The following is a 22713-nucleotide window of genomic DNA, read 5'->3' on the forward strand; positions in this document are numbered from 1 at the left end:
TGCTCAGGGGAATGCCTTTAGCAGAGCAGCGGCGATCGCGGCCATGCCTTTGTCGCCAGGGTGATTTGCGACGCCGGCATGCTTGTAGGGACGCTCTGAGCGGGCGTAATTGGACTCATCTTTGCCGAGAGTGCTGATGTCGACGTACACACCTTCGACGGCGGAGCAGGCCAGGCTGAGGGCTTCGTCCTTGGCCGCATTGGCCCAGAAACAACTGCGCACGAGAATGATGGGCTTTTTGCCGGCTTTCAGTGCATTCAGGAGGGTGGTCACACTGGCCTGCAGCTTTGCCTTGTCTTCAGCTGTCTTTAAAGCGGGCACATTTTCGCCGATGGCGAGGATGATAAGGTCGGCATGAAAATCGATGGCTTCCTTAAGCTTGGCAGGCACGTCGTAGCCGGCATAGGCACGCTCAAAGTCGGCGATGTTTTTCACCATGACCTCAGGCGCCGCGCCTGCTTTGTCCGTGAGGCCTTTGGTGACGAGATGCACATAGTCATTGGCCTCCGCGCTGGCGGCCATACCCCAGTTTCCCTTCCAATCGATGTCGGCCTTGGGGCCGTGCTTGGTGATGCTGTTGCCGAGGAAGAGCACCTTGGTCTGTGCGGAGGCCTGCGCGGCCATGCAAATGAAGGCGAGGGCGACGAAGAAAAAGCGGCGGGATGTTTTCATGAAAAGCTGTGGGTGAAGATCAGGCGAGGCCTACATGCTTGAGCGCCTCGATGGGTGGCCCCTCGAAGGAACCCGAGGGCACATTGCCGACATATCCGATGGCTTTCATGCCTTCAGGAGTGGTGTAGTAGCCACCTGCGGTGAGATCGCGGAAGCGCTTGAAGAAGGCCGCGCCCTTTTTGAGCTCGGGCTTGGGTTTGGAGGCAGCCAGGTCTGTGCAAAGAGCGAGCTGCTGCTCGGGCGAGAGCTCTGCGAAGGTCTTGCTGAAACGGCGCGCTGATTCTTCATCGATCCATTTTAGCCCCTCAAGAATCACACGGCGGTCTCCGGCCTGCGCCGGATACGGGGAGCTGATCCACTCATCGATGAAATCATGCACTCCCACCGCCGAGGCGCTGGGGGAGGCGGCGTCAGCGGGGATGATGACGTCGCACAGAGCACGAGTGGCGCGACGCTGGGGTTCGGTGAATGTGAGAGGCCAGACGTCTCCCGGTTTGTACACCTTGGCCATGACTGGATCAGGTCCGTAGCCTTTGGCATTTGAAGAAGCGGCGTCCGCGGCAACAAGCTGCGCATCACGTGCTGCCATGGATGCGGTGGCGGTTAGCATCCACTGCAGCGCAGTGCGGCGGTCCATGCGAGGAAGGTCTTTGGGAGCGCTCATGGTCAGATATTTCCTTTCTTCATTTCGTCCATCAGGTGGTCGGCCATGCGCCATGCCAGGGCCATGATGGTGAGGGTGGGGTTTTTATCCGCTGTGCTGGCAAAGGGGGCGCCATCTGCCATGAAGAGATTTTTCACATCCCAGGTCTGGCTCCATTGGTTGGTGACCGAGATCTCACGGTCTGCGCCCATGATCGCACCACCTACCTCATGGATGACCTCTCCCCCTCGTCTGATGAGCTTGGCTGGATCATTATCAGCTTTGGCAGAGATTCTGCCGCCCATGGCTTCGAGAATTTCGCGAATGCGCTGCTGCTGGTGGCGCACCTGATTGAGCTCAAAGTCCGTCCATTTCCAATGAAAGCGCAGCACAGGAATGCCCCACTGATCTTTCAGCTCGGGATCGATCTCGGTGAAGCAGCCATCGTTTGGCAGCATGGTGCCCTGAGCGCCAAAGCCCATCTGGCAGCCATAAGTGCGCCGGGCCTCCTCTTTGAGCTTGGCCCCAAACAGCACGCCGTCATGTCCGGCACGTGAGTCGATGCCATTGATTACATTGAGAGAGGGCATCTGCCGTCCCGTGGTGAACTCCAGATGATAGCCGCCGGGAAAGCCGAGCTGACCTTTGGCATTCTGCGCATGCAGCGTCCAGGGCACATAGGCATGCGGACCGCCGGCACCGTCTTCATTGTGAATGGGCATGCCTTCAAAGGCGGGAATGTAAGCGCTGAGGCTGCTCGAGACCGAGTCAGTGATGTATTTGCCCACTTTGCCGCTGGAATTGGCGAGCCCCTGCGGGAAGGCGCTGGATTTGGAATTGAGCAGCAGGCGCACCGACTCCTGCGAGCTGGCTGCCAGCACCACAGCGCGGCCTTTGGCATGACCTTCACGGCCGGTGGTTTTGTCGATAAAGGTGACACCTGAGGCCCGGCCCTTCTTGTCGAGCGTGACCTCGCGCGCCATCGCATTGGGCAGGATGTCCAGATTTCCCGTGGCCAGTGCAGGGCGCAGATGCACGGTCTGCGAATCGTAGTTGGCACGTATGGCGCAGCCGCGATGGCAGTCCGTGGCCCAGAAGCAGGGTGAGCGCGTGCGCATGGAGTCCGCCAGGATGGCCTGCGCCTTGGCATTGCCGGGATGGAGTTTGGCCGGAAGGGTGTTTGCATCCTGAGGCTGGGTGAGCACCGCCCGATGGATGGAGACGATGTGGGCACCTGCTTTTTTGCCGTGCTTCTGTGCATAGAGCTCGCCCACGCGGAGCTTGGGTGCTGGCTGTAGCACGCCTGGAGATGAATCAGGCGAATTCTCAAGCCCATCGTTGGAGCCGAAGACACCGATGAGCATTTCGACCTTGTCGTAATAGGGGGCGATGTCGTCGTAGCTAATCGGCCAGTCAAAGCCGAGACCAAAACGAGTGCGTGGCTTGAAATCGTAAGGACCATTGCGAAGGGTGATGCGGCCCCAGTGGTTGGTGCGGCCTCCCATCATGCGCTGCCGCCACCAGCGGAACTCATCCACAGGTGCCTTGCTGGCGTTGGTGTAAGGCTCCCCGGGAATGTCCCAGCCGCTGTTGATGGAGCAGTCGTGGAAGCCGTATTGTTTATCCGGAGTTTTTTCACCGCGCAGCGGGGCGTGGCTCGGCAATTGCAGCATGGCCACCTCTGTCTGCACATCAAAGGACCGGCCCGCCTCGAGGATGAGAACCTTGAGGCCCTCCATTGTCAGCGTGTAGGCCGTCTGGCCTCCGCCTGCTCCGGAACCTACGATGACCACGTCATAAGAATCCTGAAGTTTGTCGGAAGTAATGTTTGGCATGGCGGAGAAGCAAAAACGCCAGATTTTCAAACCTCTTCCAGCATCATTTTAGCATCGCCGAAGATTTTGGGATGCTGGCCCATTTTGTCCATCATGGACATGAAGAGGCGGCAAAGCTGGCGCTCGGGTTTGTCTTTATAATCGAGCACACGGCCACCTTTGAGCCGTCCGCCAGCGCCGCCAAGAACGATGACGGGAAGCTGGTCGTTGTCGTGCCTGGCCCCGGCCATCATGCTGGAGCAGTGCATGAGCATGGTATTGTCCAGCAGCGTGCGCGGGCCTTCCTGGATGGAGTCCAGCTTGCGGGCAAGGTAGGCGAGCTGCCCAATGAAAAATTGATTCACCTTCAGCCAGTCTTCGCCATCGCTGTGGGAGAGCAGATGGTGGATCATGTAGTCGATGCCATGCCCCGCCTGCTGCACACTGGGGAGATTGGGAAAGCGCAGGGCGCTATGGTCATTGTTGAGTTTCAGTGTGGTGATTCGTGTGGTGTCAGTCTGGAAACCCAGCACGAGGAGATCAATCATGAGCTTCATGTGCTCGCCGATGTCCTGCGGGATGCCGTCGGCAGGACGCTTGATGTTCGGCTTTTCGAGCGTAGGCCGCCAGCCTTGCAGCTCACCGCGTTTGCCTGCGTTTTCGATGCGCTTTTCCACATCGCGCACGGAATCAAGATACTCATCGAGCTTGCGCTGGTCATTGAGGCTGATGTCACGCTTGAGATCCCGTGCCTCAGCGAGCACCGCATCCAGCACGCTTTTGTCGGCAGGGGATGCTTCATCTTTAAACAGACGGTCAAAGGCAAGCGCGGGGTAGAGCTCCAGCGGAGTCGGTGTGGTGGGAGAGCTCCATGAGATGTGGGAGCTGTAGAGCATGGAGTAGTTTTTGTGCACCGAGGGGTTCGACTTCTCACACGCGAGCACAAGACTCGGCACCTTGGTGCTGCGGCCGTAGGTTTGCGCGAGCACCTGGTCAAAACTGGTGCCTGAGCGAATCTCACCACCGGAAGCAATCGGCGCGCCGGAGAGCATGTTGCCAGTCTGCGAGGAGTGGATGTTCCCCTTCCGTGCCTCCTCATGGTAGAGACCGCGCACAAACAGAAGCTTTTCGCGGAATTCGTGGAGAGGCTGCAGGACTTTGCCCAGCTCCATCCCCTTCCCCTCGCCTTTGGCCCACCATTCCTGAGAGTGGAAGCCATTGCCTGAAAAGGTGACGCACAGGCGCACCGGAGCCTCGCTGGCGGGCTTGTCACGTTTGGGTTCATCTCCCCAAACATTGAAAGACTCCATCCATGGCAGCGCCATGGAGACGCCCGCTCCGCGCAGGAAGGCTCGACGTGAGAAATGATGTGTGTGCATAGGAGTCAAATCAGTGCTGGGCGATGGTGTCTTTTCCCCGCACTTCCAGGAACTGCGGGCTGTGGATGATGAGGTCGATCAGAGAAACCATGCGGCGGTCGCTTTTGACCATGGAGTCGATCAGGGGCTTGTCTGAAAGCTGCACGCTGCGGCCCAGGGCATAACCGAGCAGCTTGCGGCAGAACTGACGCACGAAGTCATCGCCACGCTTGTCGATGAGATAGTCGCGCAGATCTGCGAGGCCATCGACAGCCGTGCCATCTGGCAAAATGGTCTTGGTATCCGCTTTACGCGCACGTCCGATGGCGTCGAATCCTTCGAGCGCGAAGCCGAAGGGGTCGATGCGGCGATGGCAGCCGGAGCAGTTTTCATCGCGGCTGTGGCGCTCAATGAGCTGCCGCTCGCTGAGATTGGCCGGCGTTTCCTCCGGAAGCACGGGCACACCTTTCGGCGGGATGGGCAGCTTGTCTCCGAGGATGACCTCGCTCAGCCAGGTGCCGCGCAGAATGGCGCTGGTGCGGGAGGCACCTGCCTGCTTGGCAAGCGTGGCTGCAAAGCCGAGGATGCCGCCGCGGCCTTTGGCCTGCAGTCCGTCAATGCGCTGCCAGCCATCGCTCTTAACATCCAGACCGTAATGCTTCGCGAGGCTGGCATTCACAAAAGTATGATCGGCATCCAGCAGCGAGAGAACGCTGCGGTTGTTTTGAAGGATGTCGATGAAAAAGCGGGTCACCTCCTCCTGCATGTCCTGGCGCAGGGAGACGAAGCTGGGAAAGTGCCGTTCGCTCTTTTCGTCCAACGTGCCGACATCGCGCACATGCAGCCACTGGCAGCCGAACTCCGTGGCGAGGCGTCGCATTTTGGCGTCTTTGATCATTCGCTGCATTTGCTGCAAGAGCACGGCGGGATCATTCAGCTTTCCAGAAGTGGCGAGCTGGGCCAGTTCAGCATCCGGGCAGGATGACCAGAGAAAGTAGCTGAGCCGCGTGGCCAGCTCATGCGTACTGACCGGTGCGGCTTTGGAGCCGGGCGTGGCTTTCTCCCCGCGATAGAGAAATGCAGGAGCGACAAGCACGCGCGCCAGCATCATGCGTGTGGCCACAGCGTGTGGCAGCTCCTGACTGCGCATTTTTTGGTAGAGAGCCTGCAGCCCTTCACGCTCCCCACGGCTTAGCGGCCGACGCCAGGCTTTTTCCGCAAACTCAACCACGGCAGCAACCTGCGCCGGCTCTGCCTCAACAAGCTGACGCTTGAAGGCGGCGGCTGCATTCATGATGGGCGCACGCATCGGCTCAAAGGCGCTGGGCTTGGCGTCCTGCGTGGCAAACTGGAAAAGCTGCTCAAAGACATCCACCTGCTTCAGCGGCCATTCACTGACGAAGCGCAGCTCATCCCAGAGGCGGTCGAGTTCGGCGCCTTCGGCCTCGGAGAGCATGAGGCGTTTCAGATGATCATCCTCACGGTGAAAGAGCGTGAGCGTGACGACTTCATCGATCGGCACAATCTGGGTGTAGCAAAGCGCGATGGGGAAAAGACTGCGAAACTCATCAAAGGCCGCCTGGAAGCGACGACGGGCGGCGCTTTTCTCGCTCACGATCACCGGTGCGCTGTGATGAGTCTGCAGATTGTTGTCAGACCACAGACCCTTGGACTGCGCAGTTTGCGCTTCGTCAACGGCAAGGCCTTTGAGCGATTCGGGCCTGACATCATGCACCTGCATCTGCACGCTGCCTTCGGGGTTCAGCAGCCGGGCCGTGACCACCAGTTCCGAACCTTCAAGCAATTCGGCGGGAACTTTGATCTCGACCACCGACGGAGCTTTCACCTCATAGCTGGACGCGGCGAGAGAACCAGGCGCATGCTCCTTCAGGACAGCCATGAGAAGAGGTCCCGTGGCTGACAGGATCTGACTGCGCAGAGCCTGTTCGGACGAACCGGCAGGAAGCGTGGCGGGATCTTTTTCCAGCAATGCCCGAACCTCCCCAGCGAGCACCTCACGCTCGGCCGCATCCTTGGTCTTGCGCCAGCGGGCCAGAGGCGAGCCGTCAGGAATCGCCGAGTCCATCTGCTGAGCCGCGGGCTGGCTGAGAAAATGCCAGGCTCCGTGGGGATTCCCTGCCAGGATATTGGGAGACACATCCTTTGCCAGATCCCAGGTCGTCTGGCCATCCTTGAGTGTCAGATTCACCGTGGTGAGATCGCAGCTGTGGTTTCCGTCCTTGGGGCCGATCACCAGGGCTACCACGTCTCCTTGCATGACCTGAACCTTGTCGAAGACTCCTGTGGAAATGCGTTCCGATCCTTTGCTGACTCCGGAGGCGAGTACATCCCGCAGGTGGCCCCGGCACACCTCCAGGGCCCAGGTGATGCCATTGCCGCAGTCCACATGCGCGTCCGCCACATTTCCCTGGATATTAAGGGACCCGCTAACCGGGCTGCGCCAAGCGATGACCGACGCGCGTGTGGGAGAGGGATGCGTGGCGACGCTGTGAGCCTGCATCAAACCCGGAATCCGCGGAGTCTTGTCGGAAGAGTTTGCCAGCACACTGAGCGCCTGCTCGCCGGACCAGCCCTGGATGAAATTGTAATTCGGAACACTCAGGATTTTTTTGGCGAGCAGCGGCTCCAGCTTCACCTGACTGGCCGAGCCAACACCTATGTAATCCAGCCACCCCAGCAAAAACGCGGGATCCACGCCATGCTTCTGCGCCAGCGCGGCCACATCCGTGCGCTCGGAATTCATCTGTGCCTCGTGAACCGCAGCCAGACAGGGCAGTACACTGGCGACCAGTTGTGCGCGCCGCTGCTGCAGACGCTCCATGAGCTTTGGCACATCGCGCAGCGGAAGATCAGCACGGCCAGGGGCCACCAGCCGCGCATTTTCCCACACGGCCGAATCGTTCTCACTGCCATCTCCTGCATCCATCGTGGTGAAATAGAAGGTGCGATCTCCGCCATCCTTGGAAGCCGTGAGCTTCATGCGGATCTCATGCTTAGCCACCAGAGGCACCACGGGCTCCTGCCAAGCTTTGGGACCGTTTTCCTTGCCGATGTGCCCCACACTGGCAAAGCGCCATAAGGCCTGCTGCCATGCGGCCACATCTGCCACAGTGAGATTTCCCGCACGGAATTTGGCGCGCAAGGGATCCAGCAGCATGGATGGCTGTGTACTGCTGAGAGCTTGTCTGAGCAGCGTCAGGTATTTCGGGCTCAGCCCATCGGTGCTCCCCTGCCCCTGCAATGCGGCGAGGTATTTGCCCAGCGGCAGACGACCTTCGTCTTTGGCGATGATCTTTGCACCCGTCACCTTCAGTTCGGACTGTCCCGCAGATTCGCTGTAGCGATGGTAGATCTCGCGGATCTTTGCCAGAGCCTCGTCCGCCCAGTCTCGCGGTGAGTAGGACTGGGAGAAGTGCATGCCCTGAGGAGTGAGCACCGCATGAGAAGCGACCTCCTTGGCCGCATCGAGGTACTTGCTGAGCAATGCAGGGGACATCACGAGTGCCGCACCCGCATTGGTAAAACCCTCGCCCGCAGCTCCATCCACGGGAAACTCTCTGGCTGGATCAAGCGACTCCACTCCGGTGAGATCACGCAGCGTGTAGGTGTACTCCATGTTGGAGAGACGACGCAGCACCACGGGGCCGGGATCACCGGCATTGGCCAAGGCCACTTCGTCCAGCCTGGACTGCACCCACTGCACGAGCCGCTTTTTCTGCTCATCAGTGAGCTGCGGCTCTTTTTTTGGCGGCATCTCACCCAGGTGAATCTGGTCCAGCACCCCCTCCCAGATCATGGGCTCGCGCTTGATGTCCGCCACGGAGGTGAAGCGCTCCAGGTCCAGATCACCCTTCTGCTTCTCGGTGGAGTGGCAGGAGTTGCAACGCTCTTTGAGCAAAGGCAGGATCGATGCCTGAAAATCATCCGCGCCAAACGCTGCGCCATGCAGAGCCAGGAAGGACAAGACAGAAAGCAAAGGTCTCATGACAGGATCTCCTTCACGACGTTTCCATGCACATCCGTGAGCCGGAAGTCGCGGCCGAGGTGACGCCATGTCAGCTTTTCATGGTCGAGTCCGAGCTGATGCAAGATCGTGGCGTGCAGGTCATGCAGGTGCACCTTTCCTGAGAGAGGGCGGAAGCCGAAATCATCTGTCTCACCAAAAGTGAATCCGGGTCTGATACCGCCACCTGCCATCCAGGCGCAGAAGCTCTCTGGCTGATGCTCACGCCCGTGCTTTTCGATCGGCGAGGTGCCGCTGAGATCCTGGCTCCAAGGTGTGCGGCCAAACTCACCGCTCCAGACCACCAGCGTGTCATCCAGCAAGCCACGAGACTTGAGATCTTTAATGAGTGCAGCGCAGGGCTGGTCGCTGGCGGCGCAGCTTTTGGGGAGCGCATTGCGGATGTCTCCGTGATGGTCCCAGCCACCCATGGTGACCTGCACAAAACGCACACCGGCTTCGCTCAGCTTCCGAGCCAAAAGGCAGGCACGGGCGTTTTTATCTGTGTCCTTGCCGCCGACACCGTAGAGTTTTCGGGTGGCCTCGGACTCATTCGAAATGTCCACCAGCTCAGGAGCCGTGGTCTGCATGCGGAAGGCGGTCTCCATGCTTTCAATCATGCCCTCCATGCGTGCATCGGAGCCCGCCTGTCCCATCAGTCGGCGGTTCATGCGCTGGGTGAAATCGATGCGCGCACGCTGAGCCTTCACATCACCGGAGACATCCGCCAGGTAGTCGATGGGCGACTGCTTGTCGCTGGTGGGGATGACCACCTTGGTGCCCTGATGGGCCGCAGGCAGAAAGGACGAACCATAGAGCCGGGTGTCGCTGTCCGGGTGAATGCTGATAAAGCCCGGCAGGTTTTGATTTTCCATGCCGAGGCCGTAGCTGATCCAGGCCCCCATCGAGGGACGCACATCCGCTGTCACCCCGGTATGAAACTGCAAAGCGGCGGGCTGGTGCTGGTTGTTGTCCGCATGCACGGCGCGCAGCAGGCAGATCTCATCGGCGATGCTGGCGGTATGCGGCAGCAAATCGGAGATCATTATGCCGGACTGCCCACGCGGACGCACCTCTCCCTGAGTGGCCAGCGCCAGGAATTTGTCCGTGCCGACACGCAGCTCCTTGGTGTTGATGGGCGCGGTGATGGTCTGACCATGCATGCGGCGGATGTAGTCCTTGGGGTCAAACAAGTCGGGCTGCGAAGGCCCGCCGGACATGAACAGAAAGATCACGCGTTTGGCTTTGGCCGGAAACTGCGGTGCCCGGGCAGCGAGGGGACTTTGAGCCGCCTGCACCAGATCGTGCAAAGCGAGGGCACCGAAACCAGCGGCTGAACTCTGCAGCCATGAACGACGGGAAATGGAAGGTGCATTCATAGGCGGAGCAGAAATTCGTTGGAGGAGAGCAGCGCGTGGCACAGTTCGACCCACGACTTGTCAGCTGGCATGGATTCGAGAAATCTGAGGGCGTCCTCACGCTCGGCGCTGCTGATGGGACGGCTGAGGACGCGCAGCCACAGTGCTTCAAGCCTTGCTCCCACGTTTGACTCTTCAGCAGCCAGCCGCCGGGCAGTCTCTGTGGCGCGGGCGCGGACGAGATCACTGTTCAACAGGAACAAAGCCTGCGTCGGCACGGCTGTCTCTGCACGCCTGCCGGCAATCTGCGCAGGCTGGGTAAAATCAAACACATCCCTGAGCTTGGCTGAGCCGGGTTGGGCAGCCGTGCGGATGACAGGCAGATAAATGGTGCGCTCGAAGTCATGCACCGGGCGCATCTTCTTGAATGCAAACGCAGGCGGATTGACCGCCTTGGGGCTGAGGCTGGTGACGTTCTCAGGAAACTCCAGCGGGAGTGCAGGACCACCCACTGAAGATGCAAGACCGCCGCTGATTGCGAGCATGGAGTCGCGGATCGCCTCGGCATCCAGTCGCTGGCGGTTCATGCGCCAGAGCAGGCGGTTGTCAGGATCTTTGGCTGCAGCGGTGGCATTGTTGGCGCTGCTCATGCGGTAAGCACGGCTGAGGACGAGCTCGCGAATGAGCTGCTTCTGCGACCAGCCATTTTTCATGAACCGCTCGGCGAGGTAATCCAGCAGCTCTGGATGCGTGGGGGGCTCTCCACGGACACCGAAGTAGTCAACGCTGCGCACAAGACCTTCGCCAAAGAGCTTCTGCCAGATGCGGTTCACGGTGACCCGGGCGGTGAGCGGGTTGCGAGCGTCAGCCACCCAGTCTGCGAGCTGAAGCCTGCCGCTTTGTCCTGCCGGTATCGCAGGGAAATCAGCCCACGATGCGACGCGCAATGCTCCGCGCTTCACTGAGTCTCCCAGTGCGTAAGGATTGCCGCGGATGGTGATGCGCATGTCGGCCGGCTTTTCACGGTCGTGCACGGCGAAGGCTTTTGGCGCGACGGGGGCAAAGAACTTCGCGTGCTCGATTCGGCTATTCAGCGTCTTGATGCGCGCTGCAGCTTCATCGCGCTTCTTTTCGAGTGCTGGCTTCGCGTCTTTGGCAGCTTTCGCGATCTGCCCTTGCAGCGCGGTTTTCTCTCGATCGGCTAGTTCAAGCTCAGTTTCCCACTCACGGATTCGAGTGTCGTTTGCGACGAGCCGCACCTCACGCTCGGCCTTCTCCGCCGCTGTTTCCGGGAGCTCGGTTTTATTGACGCTGCTCCAGACGCCATTGTCGGTCTTGTAAGTCGCATCTGTGCTGCGCAACATGCCCGCAATCGCGTAATAGTCGGCCTGCGAGATGGGATCAAACTTGTGATCATGGCAACGCACGCAGCCCAGCGTCATGCCAAGGAAGGCGGTGCCGATCTTGCTGACCTGCTGATCCACGAGATCGTGCTCCATCTTGAGCTTGTCCACGGCGACGATTTCAACATCCCCCAGCACCAGAAATCCCGTGGCGGTGATGTTTGCCGCGCGCTCTTGGGGTGTTTTAGCAGGCAGCAGATCTCCGGCGATCTGTTCTCGGATGAACCTGTTGAACGGTTTGTCGGAATTGAAGGCGGCAATGACGTAATCCCGATAACGCCAGGCATGTTCCGCAAAGACGTTGTTTGAAGTGCCGATCTGATCTGCGTAGCCGACGAGGTCCAGCCAATGGCGGGCCCAGCGTTCGCCAAAGGCACGTGACTGCAGCAGACGCTCGACCACCGCTGCGCGCGCAGATGCCGATCCATCAAAATGAGCCGCCTCTTCCGGAGCCGGTGGCAGGCCGGTGAGATCAAGCGTCACACGACGCAGCCAGGTATAGGCATCGGCATCTGGCGAAGGCAGCATGTCTTTGGCCTCAAGGGCGGCCAGTATGAATCGGTCCACTGGATCAAGCGGCCATTCCTGATGTCCTACTTCGGGCGGCTTTTCAGCGTGCACCGGCCGAAAGGCCCAGAACTTTTTCCCTTCCTCGAAATCGATCACACGAGCAGAGCTGACAGCAGTCTTTTTGACGCGAGAGTCAGGCGCGCCCATGGACACCCACTGCTCCAAAATGGCAATCTCATCTGCTGCGAGCCTCCCCTTGGGCGGCATTTCCATCTCAGGATTGGTGTAGTGCACCGCCTGAATGAGATGACTCTGCTTCGGATTTCCTGGCACGATGACCGCACCATTATCTCCACCTGCCTGCCAGCCAGTCTTTGAGTCCAGAGCCAGCCCGCCTTTGATCTTCTTTTCATGCGAGTGGCACTCGTAGCAGCGGCTCTGCAGCAGGGGCAGCACCTTGGCGTCAAAAAAGGCAAGGCGATCCTCCGCCTGCACTGAGGCTAACGCGAGCATGCCAATGCCCAGGATCTGGAAGACGCGGTTCATGGAGCGAGCGGTAGCCATTCACGCCAGCCGAGGATGTGCTCGCGCATCAGGCGTTCGCAGGTGGAGGGCGTTTGGGTCTTGAAACTTTCCACGATGGACTGATGCGCATCCACCGTCTGCTGGAGGGTCTCCTTGGTCTGCATCTGATGCGTGCGGTGCAAACGTCCGAGCCAGAGCTCCAGTTCGCCACGCAGGGAGTTCCAGAGCTTGACCAGACGCGCGTTGCCGGAGGTTTCGAGAATGATCTGGTGAAAGTCCAGATCCAGCAGCGTCACATCCTGCACTGACCGGGCTCTGCGAGTGGCAGCCAGATTTTCTTCCAGCAGAGTCACATCCGCCCTGAATGACTGCGCCGCGAGACGTGAAGCCAGCGGCTCCAGGGCAAGGCGCAGCACATACAGCTCTTCAAAATCCTGCGGAGTCAGGTCTTTGACAAAGGCACGCCCCGTCGGGCTGAACTCGACGAGCCCTTCGCGTTCGAGTGCGAAGAGCGCTTCCCGCACCGGCACACGGCTGACCCCCAGCCTCCGGGCCACGGCAGACTCTGCCAACAGCGCGCCGGGCGCGGAGCTGCCATTGAGGATTTCAGCCCGCAGCAGCGAGGCTGTGGAATCTGTGCGCGAGGGAGAAGCGACGGCCGTTTTCATTCGGTATACCGTTTTATACGGGCCGAATTTGACTGTCTATCTCAGGCGAGGATTTTTTTTGCCACACTGCCTTTCACATCGGTGAGCCTGAAATCCCTGCCCGCATATCGGTAGGTGAGCCGCTCATGGTCCAGGCCCAGCAGATGCAGAATGGTAGCGTGAAAGTCATGGGTATGCATCTTGTCCTCCACCGCCTCGTAGCCAAGGTCGTCCGTGCTGCCGTAGCGCAGCCCGCCCTTCACGCCGCCACCGGCCATCCAGGCAGTGAAGCCTTTGCTGTTGTGATCGCGCCCATCCGCGCCCTGTCCATGGGGAGTGCGGCCAAATTCACCTGACCAGACCACCAGCGTGTCCTTGAGCAGGCCCCGGGTTTGCAGATCCGCGAGCAGCGCGGCGATGGGCTGATCCACTGCGGCGGCGGTCTTGGGCAGGTCCTGCGAGATTTTGAAATGATGGTCCCAGTCGCTGTGCGTGACTTCCACAAATCGCACTCCAGCCTCGACCATGCGTCGGGCGAGGAGGCATTTTCGGCCAAAATCATCCGTCGCCCGGCCATCGCCAATGCCGTAGGCCTCCAGCGTCTGTCGGTTTTCCTTGGAAAGGTCCATGACCTTCGGCATCTCACTCTGCATTTTAAAAGCCAGCTCGAAGGACTCGATCGCCCCTTCCACTTCAGGATTGAACTGATCGCGCTGGAGTTTCTCGCGGTTCAGCGTCTGGATCAACTCGAGCTCCTTCCGCTGAGCGACACTGCCGACAGGGGGCGTGATGTTGCGCACCTGCGCATTGGCAATGGGTCGCGCATCCGCACCGACGCGAGTTCCCTGATAGATCGCAGGCAGAAAGGCACTGCCGTAATTCTGCGCACCGCCAAACAAAGAGGGAGGCGCGATGGTGACAAAACCCGGCAGATTTTCGTTCACAGTGCCGAGGCCGTAAAGCGCCCAAGCCCCGAGTGAGGGACGCACAAACTGTGAATTGCCTGTGTGCAGCTTCAGAAAAGACTGGGCATGAGCCGGCAATTCCGTGTGCATGGAATTGATAAGACAAAGCTCATCCACATGCTTCGAAAGGTGCGGGAAGAGCTCGCTGATTGGCAGCCCGCTTTTTCCCTGAGGTGCAAATTTCCACTGCGAGCCATGAAGCTTGGTGCCTGGAGCACGGCCATCCTTGCCAGAGGCTTCCGTAAGCTTGGGCTTGTAGTCAAAGGTGTCCACATGGGAGGGCGCACCGCGCATGCACAGGAAGATGACACGCGTGGCCTTGGCGCTGAAGTGCGGCTGCTTCACCGCCAGAGGGTTGCCGGCCTCAGCCTGAGCCAGTGCCTGAAATGCCAGCCAGCCAAAGCCGACTCCGCTGGTCTGAAGAAAATGACGACGGGAGTTCATGAGTTTAGTCGATGGAGCGGAATTCAGCGCTGCCGAGCAGAGCGCGGCAGAAGGAGGTGAGCACGTCATTTTCCAGACGCGGGAAATCAGCAAAGAAGCGCTGAACTGCACGAGTCTCGGCAGCGGTGGGCATCCGGGCGAAAGCGAGCTTGAACGCCATGGCGGTTCGCTGGTCTTCTGGCAGAGGCCGTAACCTGTCCGCCAGACGCCTGGCCTGCGCACCTACAAAGTCATTGTTTAGAAGAAACAGGGCCTGCGAGGGCACCGTGGTCACATCCCGGCTGCCATTCACAGCACTGGGTTCGGCAAAGTCAAAGACCGTGAGCGCATCAGGAACGGCATTGCGTGGCACAGGCAGATAGACGCTGCGCATGTCCCCGCCAGCGGTCAGGAAGGGCTCCTCGCTCAACGGAGAACGAAGGCTCTTGATGGAAAAGCCGCCAATCGCAGCATCGCCACACTGGGCGACAGCCGAACCCACCGGTGCCTCCGTCTTCAACCCACCACTGACTGCCAGCATGGCATCACGAATGCACTCAGCGTCCAGACGACGTGGGGACATGTGCCAGACCAAGCTGTTTTCAGGATCCACCTCAAAGGATCTGGCTTCATGGGCCGAGGAAAGCTGGTAGGCACGGCTCATGACGATCTCCTTGATGAGAGACTTCATGGACCATCCGCCGACCTGCAGCCGCAGTGCCAGATGATCGAGCAGTGGCTGACTGGCGGGCGGCTGGCCGGTGGTGCCAAAGTTGTCCACTGTAGAAACAATCCCTCTCCCAAAAAGCCAGTGCCAAACGCGATTGGCAAACACACGTGCGGTCAGAGGATTGGCAGATGACACCAGCCATTCGGCAAGCTCACGGCGACCGCTTTCCCTGGGAGGTATCGCGGGTGCTGCCGCTGAAAGCACACTGACAAAGCCACGTGGCACTTTGGCACCGGGCTTGTCCACATCGCCACGCGCAAAGAGCGGGCTGTCATCGATCGAGCAATACTGGGCAGGACGTCCAGCGATCATGCGGAACGTCTCTTCCACCGACTTCGGCTTGGTTGGCGGCCCGGCGCCAGGCGTAGTCGGATAATCGCGCACGCCCATGGCCAACCGCTTCTGCCGACCCTCGCTGTCATAGGAAGCCAGCTCGGTCTTGCACTCGCCGATCTTGGCATTGATGCCCACAAACATGACCAGCTTTTGCGGGTCATTGTTCACATTAAACCCCTTGCCGCTGAAAAGTGCTTTTGCCGCCGTGGCATAAAACTGCACCGCTCCGTAGCGCTCAGTTTTGGTGAGCTCCCTTTCCAGCTCGGCACGGCGCTCTGGCGTAAGGACCAGGGGCATGCGCGGCAGACCGCAGTCCGTAGGCAGCTCGATCAGCGGAGTGGCATGAATATTTTGGAAATTTGGCGCGGTTCCATACAGCATCTCCGTGCTCAGGAAGATGCCAGCAAGCGCGTAATAGTCGCGCTGAGAGATGGGATCAAACTTGTGATCATGACAGCGCGCGCAGGCCACCGTGAGGCCGAGCACGGCCTGGGAAACGGCATCGATCTGCTCGTCAGCCGTGTCGAGCGCCAGCTGCTTGGGGCTGCGCTCATTCAGGCTGCGCGTGCCGATGGCAAGAAAGCCGGTGGCGATCTGCTTCAGCGCACGGTCGCGGCTGTCTTTGGCCTGGAGCAGGTCGCCTGCGATTTGTTCACGGACAAAGTCGTCGAACGGCTTGTCGCTGTTGAATGCTTCAATGACATAGTCACGATAGCGCCAGGCATGCGGATAGAGGCAGTTTACATCTTTGCCGGAGGACTCGGCATAGCGTGCCACGTCCAGCCAATGACGTCCCCAGCGCTCGCCAAAACGAGGCGACTTGAGAAGAGCATCGACGATCCTTTCAAATGACTTCGCATCTGGGTGCGCCGAAAAAAAGTCCACCTGCTCAGGCGTGGGTGGCAGTCCGGTAAGATCAAAGCACACCCGGCGGAGCAGCCCAGCTGGCGCAGCGTCACCAACCGGCTTCAGCCCCCGCGATTCCAGCCCGGCAAGGATGAAGCGGTCCACGTCTGTTTTTGGCCATGCTGTGTCTTTCACAGACGGCACCGCTGGCTGCTTCACGGGTTGAAAGGCCCAGTGGCTTCTGGCTTTCTCCGTGTCCCATTCAGATTTGACTACCGCAGCTTTGCCTTCGCGGGGATCGGGCGCCCCCATGCGCACCCATTGTTCAAAGTCAGCGATGACAGAATCCGCCAGCCTGCCGCCGCTCTTTTCCGGCGGCATCTGCAGATCCTTGTTGGTGTAGCGCAGGGATTCGATGAGCAGGCTTTTCGCCAGGTCTCCGGGGACAATGGCCGGGCCACTGTCCCCACCGCGTCGGATGCCCTCCCGAGTATCCAGCACCAGGCCGCCTTTGATTTTTTCAGAGTTTTCGGCATGGCATTTGTAGCATTTTTCCGCGAGTACCGGCCGGATCTTCTTTTCGAAAAATGCGATCTGATCTGCGCTGCCCGGAGTCTCGGCGACAGCCGGCTTTTCAGGAGAAGGCTTCGTACTGCCGCTGATGGCGGCGATGTTCATGTATTCGTCATGCGACAGCCTGCCATCCTGATTCGCATCGAGGGTGTGAAACAAGTAGTCCACCACCTGCGGCTTGCCTTTCAGCTTTGGCGAATATTCTCCCAGAGCCTTGAACTCAGCAGCGTTGAGCGCGGCATCACGGTCCTGGTCAAAAGCGGTGAATCCCTGCTCAAGCTTCTGCTTCAGCGCAGCATCCTGAGCCGAAACTGAGGAGAGAAAGGCGATCAGCAGGAGGAATGGATGCGTCTTCATGGCTTCATGAATTTTTCAAATCTCACCCGGCGCTCGTCACCCAGCTTCTTGAATTCCTCGATCTGCTCGGGTGTGAGCAGCCCGGCCAGCTCGGTGGACTGGCGAATCGAAGCCTGGGCGATGGCGGTGAGCGTGTCGTTTTTGATCGTTGCGAGATCCTGCCGGAGCTGGTCATAGATCGGCTTTGACTTTTCGATCTGCTCGGGTGTGAGCTTCAGACGCTTGATCTCCTCCTTCATGCGCTGCTGCACGAAGTGATCTTCGCTGATGAGCTTCTTCGCGAAAGGCAGCGCAAGACCAACACCGAACAGGGCGCCGAGAATGAAGAGCCCGACAAGTGAGATGACGATGTAGAATTTTTTCATGGGAAAAGCGGGGTTTGGATGAAGACCTGCGCAAGATCGTGCGCGTCGGAGCTCATGGCACCGGCAGACCACCAAAGGCAGGCGGCCGTCGCTACGGCAGCCACGGGCAGGGCTCCGAGCGAAAAACGGGCCCACAGGGCAGAGCTGTCCGGCGTTTCGGTCGATGCGACCAGCACACGTGTCACAAAGCCATAAGGCAGCTCCTCCGGCACAGCAGGCGGCGCGCTTCGTGCTCGGGCGGCGAGTTGTTCCAATCGTTGGTTGGTTCCGTTCATGAGTGTGATGCTTCGAGTTGTTCAAAGGCCGCGCGCAGCCTGCGGCGGGCGCGGAAGGCACGCACCTTCACCAGCGTGCGGCTCCATCCCGTGAGGACGGCGATTTCGTCGGTCGATCTGCCTTCGAGATGCAAAAGGCTGAGCACCATGCGGTCGTCGGCACTCAGCGTGTCCAGCAGGCGCAGCATGAGTGCGCGCGATTCGTCGCTCAGCGCCTCCGGTTTCGGCTCCGCAGCCGTCAGAGTGGCCTGCAGGGCATCCTGCTCCCCCTGGGTAAGATCGCTCCAGCGCAGCTCCGGCCTTACGCGGCGTGCGCGGTAATAGTCCCGGCATTGATTGATGGCGATTCGCGCCAGCCAGGGCTCCAGGGGCTTGGAGGCATCCCACTGCGAGGCCTTGGCAAAACACCGCACAAAGGTCTGCTGCGCCAGATCCTCCACGCATCCGGAATCTGCGATGTGACGACGGATAAGCGAGGCGACAAAAGGGTAGAATGCCTCCACCAGAGAGCGAGCCGCCCCCTCGTCGCTGCATCGCAGCCACGCTGCCATGCAGGCGCGGGATTCGCTGTCGGTCAGAATCATGGAAGCTGGAGATCACGAATACACATCCTTTCCCGGCTTCTACGGGCAGGATGAGCAGCGGTTACAGCATCCGGAAAATATATTTCGCAGCGGGCTTACTTCGCATTCTTTTCGATGAACTCGATGATCGGCGTCGAGTCGTCCAGACCGTGGGGGTGGTGGCCCACGCCGGGCTTGCGAATGAGGGTGATGCTGCCCCCGAGTGCCTTGTAACGTGTCTCGATCAGGCCTGTGTTTTCGTCCCACGGCACTACGTCGTCGGCATCGCCAAAGACATGCAGGAGCGGCACCTTGTTTTTCGCCAGCGGCTCCAGATTGTCCACAGGGTTGCCCTTGTAAGCGAGCGCCTCTGCTTCGTCCTTGAAGGCCCACAGCTTGGGCACCAGCGCCCAGTTTTTCGCATCGCCCTTGCCTTTGCCCTTGCCGCCGGGCCAGCTCTTGAAGTCGCACACCGGCGCATCGGCGTAGATGCAGGAAACCTTGTCGGGATTGGCGATGGCCCAGTTGTAGCAGTACAAACCACCACGGCTGAGCCCGACCAAGGAGGGCTTGGCGCTGAGTGCGTAGTTGCTGGTAAGCTCGCTGTAGCACTGGTTCCACAGCTTCACGGCATCAGGACAGCCCAGCATGTCATTGATCTTCATATAGACGATGTGGAAGCCTTTTCCCAGCAGGGCGATGTCGGGCGCGGGCTTGTGCCCGAAGAATTCCCCATGCCAGACCCACGGCCTGCCCGGCGCGGCGGCCTTCGGGGCAACAACGGTCACCGGCTTGCCAGCGATGGTCAGCTCGTGCTTCGCGTAGCCATTCCATTCGCCAGTCTGATTCGGAAACACGATTTCCTTGGAGTTAGCGAGCTTGCGCGCCTCAACATCGAGTTCAGCAGCCTTCGCTTTGGCTTCCTCAATGGGCAGCCCCGGAGGATTGCCGGGACGCTTGTGCCCCACGTAGCTCAGCCAGGCCGGACGCAGGATCGCATGCTTCTTTTTGACGAGCGCGAGGATGGCGGCGCCGTTGGGATGGTCCGGTGTGCCATCTGGTTTCACTTTGAGCCCCCAGGCATCCAGCACGGCATGCGCCATGATCAGGTGCCCCTCCGGGCCGGGATGCACGCCGTCTTTGGAAAAGGTGAACTCAGGCTCCGTCTTCCGCTTTTCTGCGATAGCAGCATTCATTGGGCCGTGAATGTCCAGCACCTCCCAGCCTTTCTGGCGCATCTCCAGCAGCCAGTCGGAGTAGAAGTCGAGCACCACGTTGTAACCCTGGTAAAACTGGCCCGGCTTCACCTGGTCGCCAGGCACCACGCGCGCCTTGATCGGCACGGGATCAAACACCGGCGGCGTGAGATGCACGATGCGTGCGCCTGCGGCGGTGACTTTGTCATGCAGCTTCTTCATCCCATCTTGAAACGCCTTCGTGCGCACCGCGCCAAGTGGCAGATAAATGCCATCATTCATGCCATAGCAGGCAAAGACGAGCTCGGGCTTGGCTTTTTCCAGCGCACGATCCAGGCGCTCGTGCAGGTCCGGGCGCGGAAACTTGCCACCCGCATGCCCTTCCTCACTCAAACCGCTCACCGTCTCACTGCTGAGCCCCAGCGGGATGATGTCCTTCGTCACCTCCGGATGCTGGGCGATCAAGGCTGCATCGATGAACTCGATATAGCCCCCACCCTGGGTGATGCTGTCGCCCAGAAAGACGATGCGCTGTTCTTTGGGAAGCTCCGCAGCAAAAGCAGCGGTGGCAGTAAGGAGCAGGGAAAGCAGGAAGGAACGCATGGAATGATCAATTCGGTGATTTCAGCGGTCTTTTATCACACCTTGTGCAGCTTGTAAGGATAGACTTGGTCTGCATTCCACTGGCAGCCATAAAGATCGCCAGCGTCATCCACGCAGACGTCATGTACATTGCGGAAAACAGGCTGGTCTTGCAGCAGCAGACCAACCTGGTCCCCCTCATACTTTGGCTGCTGTCCGCCCGGGGCGGAAATGACGCGGTTGTTCTTGTCCAGAATGATGATGAAGCCCCGCTCGCGCCACATGCGGTAATCATTCGGCTTCATGCCAAAGCACACACCGGAAAGCAGCAGATCTCCTACAATGACCGGACGGCTCATGAAGGCGCCGGGCAGATAAACGGAATGCGAATAGGTGCCATCAAGCTGATACCAGTGGAACTCGTTGCGAATGCGCTCGGTGCAGAGCAACAGCGGAGCGGGGCCTCGGGTGTCGATGGTCACACCATGCGCTTGCATGAATTTGCCCGCATTCATCGCTTGCGTGCTGTTGCCACCGAATTTGCGGATGAATTTCCCCGTGGAGTCAAACTGCAGGATGAACTGGGAGCCATAGCCGTCCGCCACGTAGATGTCTCCATTCGGCCCCGCCACTGCCTCGGTGGGGGCATACTTGGTCACGGCGTCATAGGCGCCGCATTCCTTGGCATGCGGCAGTTCCAGAAGCACCTCACCCGTGAGGGTGGTCTTCACCACACGACCGCCACCTGGATCACAAAGCAGGAGAGATTCCTTGCCATCTCGCGCATCCAGGCTCAGGCCATGACCGCCGCGCAGCTTCAGCGTCCAGGCATCCAGCACCTTTCCTTCCTTGTCGAAGATCAGGATGTTGTTCTTCGCCTCGTCGGTGATCATGATCAGGCGCTTCTGCGAATCCATGACCATCTCATGGCAGTTTTTCACGGGATGAGTCTCCCGCTTTGCCTTGCACCATTCCAGGTCCACCCGGTAACGATGCTCGCCATGACCAATGATGGCCCCATGAAGTGAAGTCTTGCTCTGGGCCTTGACGAATGGAGCAGAAAGTGCGGCAGCTGCGGACGTGGCGATGAAGTGGCGGCGGTTCATATGAAAAAGGATGAATGTGGACCTTGCCCAGCGAGGCTGGATCCATGTAACGTAACAGCGCAGATCTTATTCCAGATGAAAAGAACTCTCTTGATCCTGTCACTGGCCGCTTTTTGCGGAACCAGCAGCGCCGAAAGTCTGCCTCACGATGATTTAAAGGTGGCCTGGGACAAGGCTCTCAGTGCAATCGAAAAAGGCCGCCCCAGGCTGGATGTGGCCAAAGATCTCGAAGCTGCCATGGCCAAGACCCCTGCGAGCTGGTGGCATGACCATGCAAATGCCCTGGTCCAGGATTTACGCGCATCCGATGTAAAGCTGCGGCAGCTGTCAGAAGACAGGGCTTCTGCGGAATCATCCCCCTAGCTGTGGCTGGCCGAATCTACGATCCCTCACTACTTTTACAACCCCGCGAATAACGCTAGCCTGAGCAAGAAGCTCCGGTGTTTGCCGAATGATCCTGCAGCGCGGGTGCTTGCCGCCGACGAACGCTGCATTCCCGGCCTGATTTCCATGCTCACAGACATGTCCCCGACCCGGATGCAAGACATTCTCTCAAGAGAAGACCAAGCCTTCCGGGTCTGCGATTTGGCACTGGCGCTCCTGGAGCACAGGACCATGTGCTCGTTTTGCGAGCAAACTTTCTGCTTTGGCCCCTTGAGCAGCCAATCTGACGAAGTGCGCCTGGCCGCCCAGCAAGATGCCAGAGCGTGGTGGCAGGAGTGTGAAAGGCTCGCGCCCAACACACGCATCCAACACCGCTTGCCGTCCGCAGGTTTTTACGGGCAGATCCGGATGTGCGACATGCTCATCGAGACGGGCACTGCTGATGACCGTCAGTATGCTCGCACTCAACTCAGACGAATCGTCGACGCCAATTATCTTCCCGGAGCTGTTCGTGCCGGGGAAGTTTTGATGAAACTCGGGGACACCTATTGCCTTGATGTGGTCGATCAAAAGTTAGGCGAGAGATTCGCCGAGAGCGCGACCAGCTATGACGTGGATTCGTCTGTAATCTTTTTTGTCATCCAGCATGGTCGGAGCCAGGACTGGCAGGTGCTTACCGAATGTGCGCTCGCCCAATTGGAAGCAGGCGATGCAGGCGGCGGTCATTTCATTCTTCCAGCGGTGATCGACGCCATCACCGCTGAAAGCTCTCCGCATGCAGTTCCCTGCCTGGCGCTTGTTTTGCGAATGGAACAGCTTGGACTTGGTCCGCGCCTGTTCCATGGCAAAAAAGAATCGCGCTCGCCCCTGTGGAAGGCACTACGACTTGTGCAGCAGATGACCGGCACGCCACTGGGAATTCCTGCCACAGACCCAGGTCCGGACGAGGAGCAAGTCCTGATCGGAAAGATCGCTGCATGGTGGACGAGTTCAGGCCAGGCCGAATATACGCGTGCCGCCATTGAGCAACGGATCAAAACTAGCGACAAACAATGACC

At 59.5% G+C, this 22713-nt stretch carries 17 protein-coding genes; 2 read left to right on the plus strand and 15 right to left on the minus strand.

What is annotated here, in order from left to right; all coding sequences use genetic code 11:
* Window positions 1–3: 3 nt before the first annotated feature.
* The 15 genes from HNQ65_RS24020 to HNQ65_RS24090 all read right to left on the minus strand — a co-directional run bounded on the left by HNQ65_RS24020 (window position 4) and on the right by HNQ65_RS24090 (window position 21271).
* Window positions 4–672: an SGNH/GDSL hydrolase family protein gene (locus HNQ65_RS24020; protein WP_184343894.1), complete on the minus strand. Its 669-nt coding sequence runs from the start codon at window positions 670–672 to the stop codon at window positions 4–6.
* A gap of 19 nt (window positions 673–691) precedes the next feature.
* Window positions 692–1336, minus strand: coding sequence for a gluconate 2-dehydrogenase subunit 3 family protein (locus tag HNQ65_RS24025; protein ID WP_221306278.1), 645 nt, complete (start codon window positions 1334–1336; stop codon window positions 692–694).
* A gap of 2 nt (window positions 1337–1338) precedes the next feature.
* The gene (locus HNQ65_RS24030; RefSeq protein WP_184343896.1) at window positions 1339–3150 is read right to left on the minus strand and encodes a GMC oxidoreductase; all 1812 of its coding nucleotides are present in this window, start codon (window positions 3148–3150) and stop codon (window positions 1339–1341) included.
* A gap of 26 nt (window positions 3151–3176) precedes the next feature.
* Complete coding sequence (locus HNQ65_RS24035; protein WP_184343898.1) at window positions 3177–4508, minus strand: DUF1552 domain-containing protein; 1332 nt, start codon at window positions 4506–4508, stop codon at window positions 3177–3179.
* 10 nt (window positions 4509–4518) lie between these two features.
* Window positions 4519–8493, minus strand: a complete 3975-nt coding sequence (locus tag HNQ65_RS24040) for a DUF1592 domain-containing protein (protein ID WP_184343900.1) — start codon at window positions 8491–8493, stop codon at window positions 4519–4521.
* Complete coding sequence (locus tag HNQ65_RS24045) at window positions 8490–9890, minus strand: DUF1501 domain-containing protein (protein ID WP_184343902.1); 1401 nt, start codon at window positions 9888–9890, stop codon at window positions 8490–8492. Before HNQ65_RS24045 ends, HNQ65_RS24040 begins: the two co-directional genes overlap by 4 nt.
* Window positions 9887–12328: a PSD1 and planctomycete cytochrome C domain-containing protein gene (locus tag HNQ65_RS24050; RefSeq protein WP_184343904.1), complete on the minus strand. Its 2442-nt coding sequence runs from the start codon at window positions 12326–12328 to the stop codon at window positions 9887–9889. The genes HNQ65_RS24045 and HNQ65_RS24050 overlap by 4 nt, the downstream gene beginning before the upstream one ends.
* A complete protein-coding gene (locus tag HNQ65_RS24055) occupies window positions 12325–12975 on the minus strand; it encodes a GntR family transcriptional regulator (protein WP_184343905.1) in 651 nt (216 codons plus the stop codon). The genes HNQ65_RS24050 and HNQ65_RS24055 overlap by 4 nt, the downstream gene beginning before the upstream one ends.
* 41 nt (window positions 12976–13016) lie before the next feature.
* Window positions 13017–14363 (minus strand): DUF1501 domain-containing protein, encoded by a 1347-nt coding sequence (locus tag HNQ65_RS24060; protein ID WP_184343907.1) that lies wholly within the window; start codon window positions 14361–14363, stop codon window positions 13017–13019.
* Between the two features lie 4 nt (window positions 14364–14367).
* On the minus strand, window positions 14368–17184 hold the full coding sequence (locus HNQ65_RS24065; protein WP_184343909.1) for a DUF1549 domain-containing protein: 2817 nt from the start codon (window positions 17182–17184) through the stop codon (window positions 14368–14370).
* Window positions 17181–17549, minus strand: a complete 369-nt coding sequence (locus HNQ65_RS24070) for a hypothetical protein (protein WP_184343911.1) — start codon at window positions 17547–17549, stop codon at window positions 17181–17183. The genes HNQ65_RS24065 and HNQ65_RS24070 overlap by 4 nt, the downstream gene beginning before the upstream one ends.
* On the minus strand, window positions 17546–17824 hold the full coding sequence (locus HNQ65_RS24075) for a hypothetical protein (RefSeq protein WP_184343913.1): 279 nt from the start codon (window positions 17822–17824) through the stop codon (window positions 17546–17548). Before HNQ65_RS24075 ends, HNQ65_RS24070 begins: the two co-directional genes overlap by 4 nt.
* The gene (locus HNQ65_RS24080) at window positions 17821–18408 is read right to left on the minus strand and encodes an RNA polymerase sigma factor (protein WP_184343915.1); all 588 of its coding nucleotides are present in this window, start codon (window positions 18406–18408) and stop codon (window positions 17821–17823) included. Before HNQ65_RS24080 ends, HNQ65_RS24075 begins: the two co-directional genes overlap by 4 nt.
* Window positions 18409–18503: 95 nt before the next feature.
* Window positions 18504–20186, minus strand: coding sequence for an SGNH/GDSL hydrolase family protein (locus HNQ65_RS24085; RefSeq protein WP_184343917.1), 1683 nt, complete (start codon window positions 20184–20186; stop codon window positions 18504–18506).
* A 35-nt stretch (window positions 20187–20221) separates the two neighbouring features.
* Window positions 20222–21271 (minus strand): NHL repeat-containing protein, encoded by a 1050-nt coding sequence (locus HNQ65_RS24090; protein ID WP_184343919.1) that lies wholly within the window; start codon window positions 21269–21271, stop codon window positions 20222–20224.
* On the opposite strand from HNQ65_RS24090, the gene HNQ65_RS24095 reads away from it, so the two are divergent.
* Entirely contained in the window at window positions 21272–21634 is a 363-nt protein-coding gene (locus HNQ65_RS24095; RefSeq protein ID WP_184343921.1) for a hypothetical protein, read from the plus strand. It abuts the gene before it with no gap.
* A gap of 105 nt (window positions 21635–21739) precedes the next feature.
* Window positions 21740–22711, plus strand: coding sequence for a hypothetical protein (locus HNQ65_RS24100; protein ID WP_184343923.1), 972 nt, complete (start codon window positions 21740–21742; stop codon window positions 22709–22711).
* Window positions 22712–22713 lie beyond the last annotated feature (2 nt).

The sequence above is a fragment of the Prosthecobacter vanneervenii genome (assembly GCF_014203095.1).
In the GTDB taxonomy this organism is placed as follows: domain Bacteria; phylum Verrucomicrobiota; class Verrucomicrobiia; order Verrucomicrobiales; family Verrucomicrobiaceae; genus Prosthecobacter; species Prosthecobacter vanneervenii.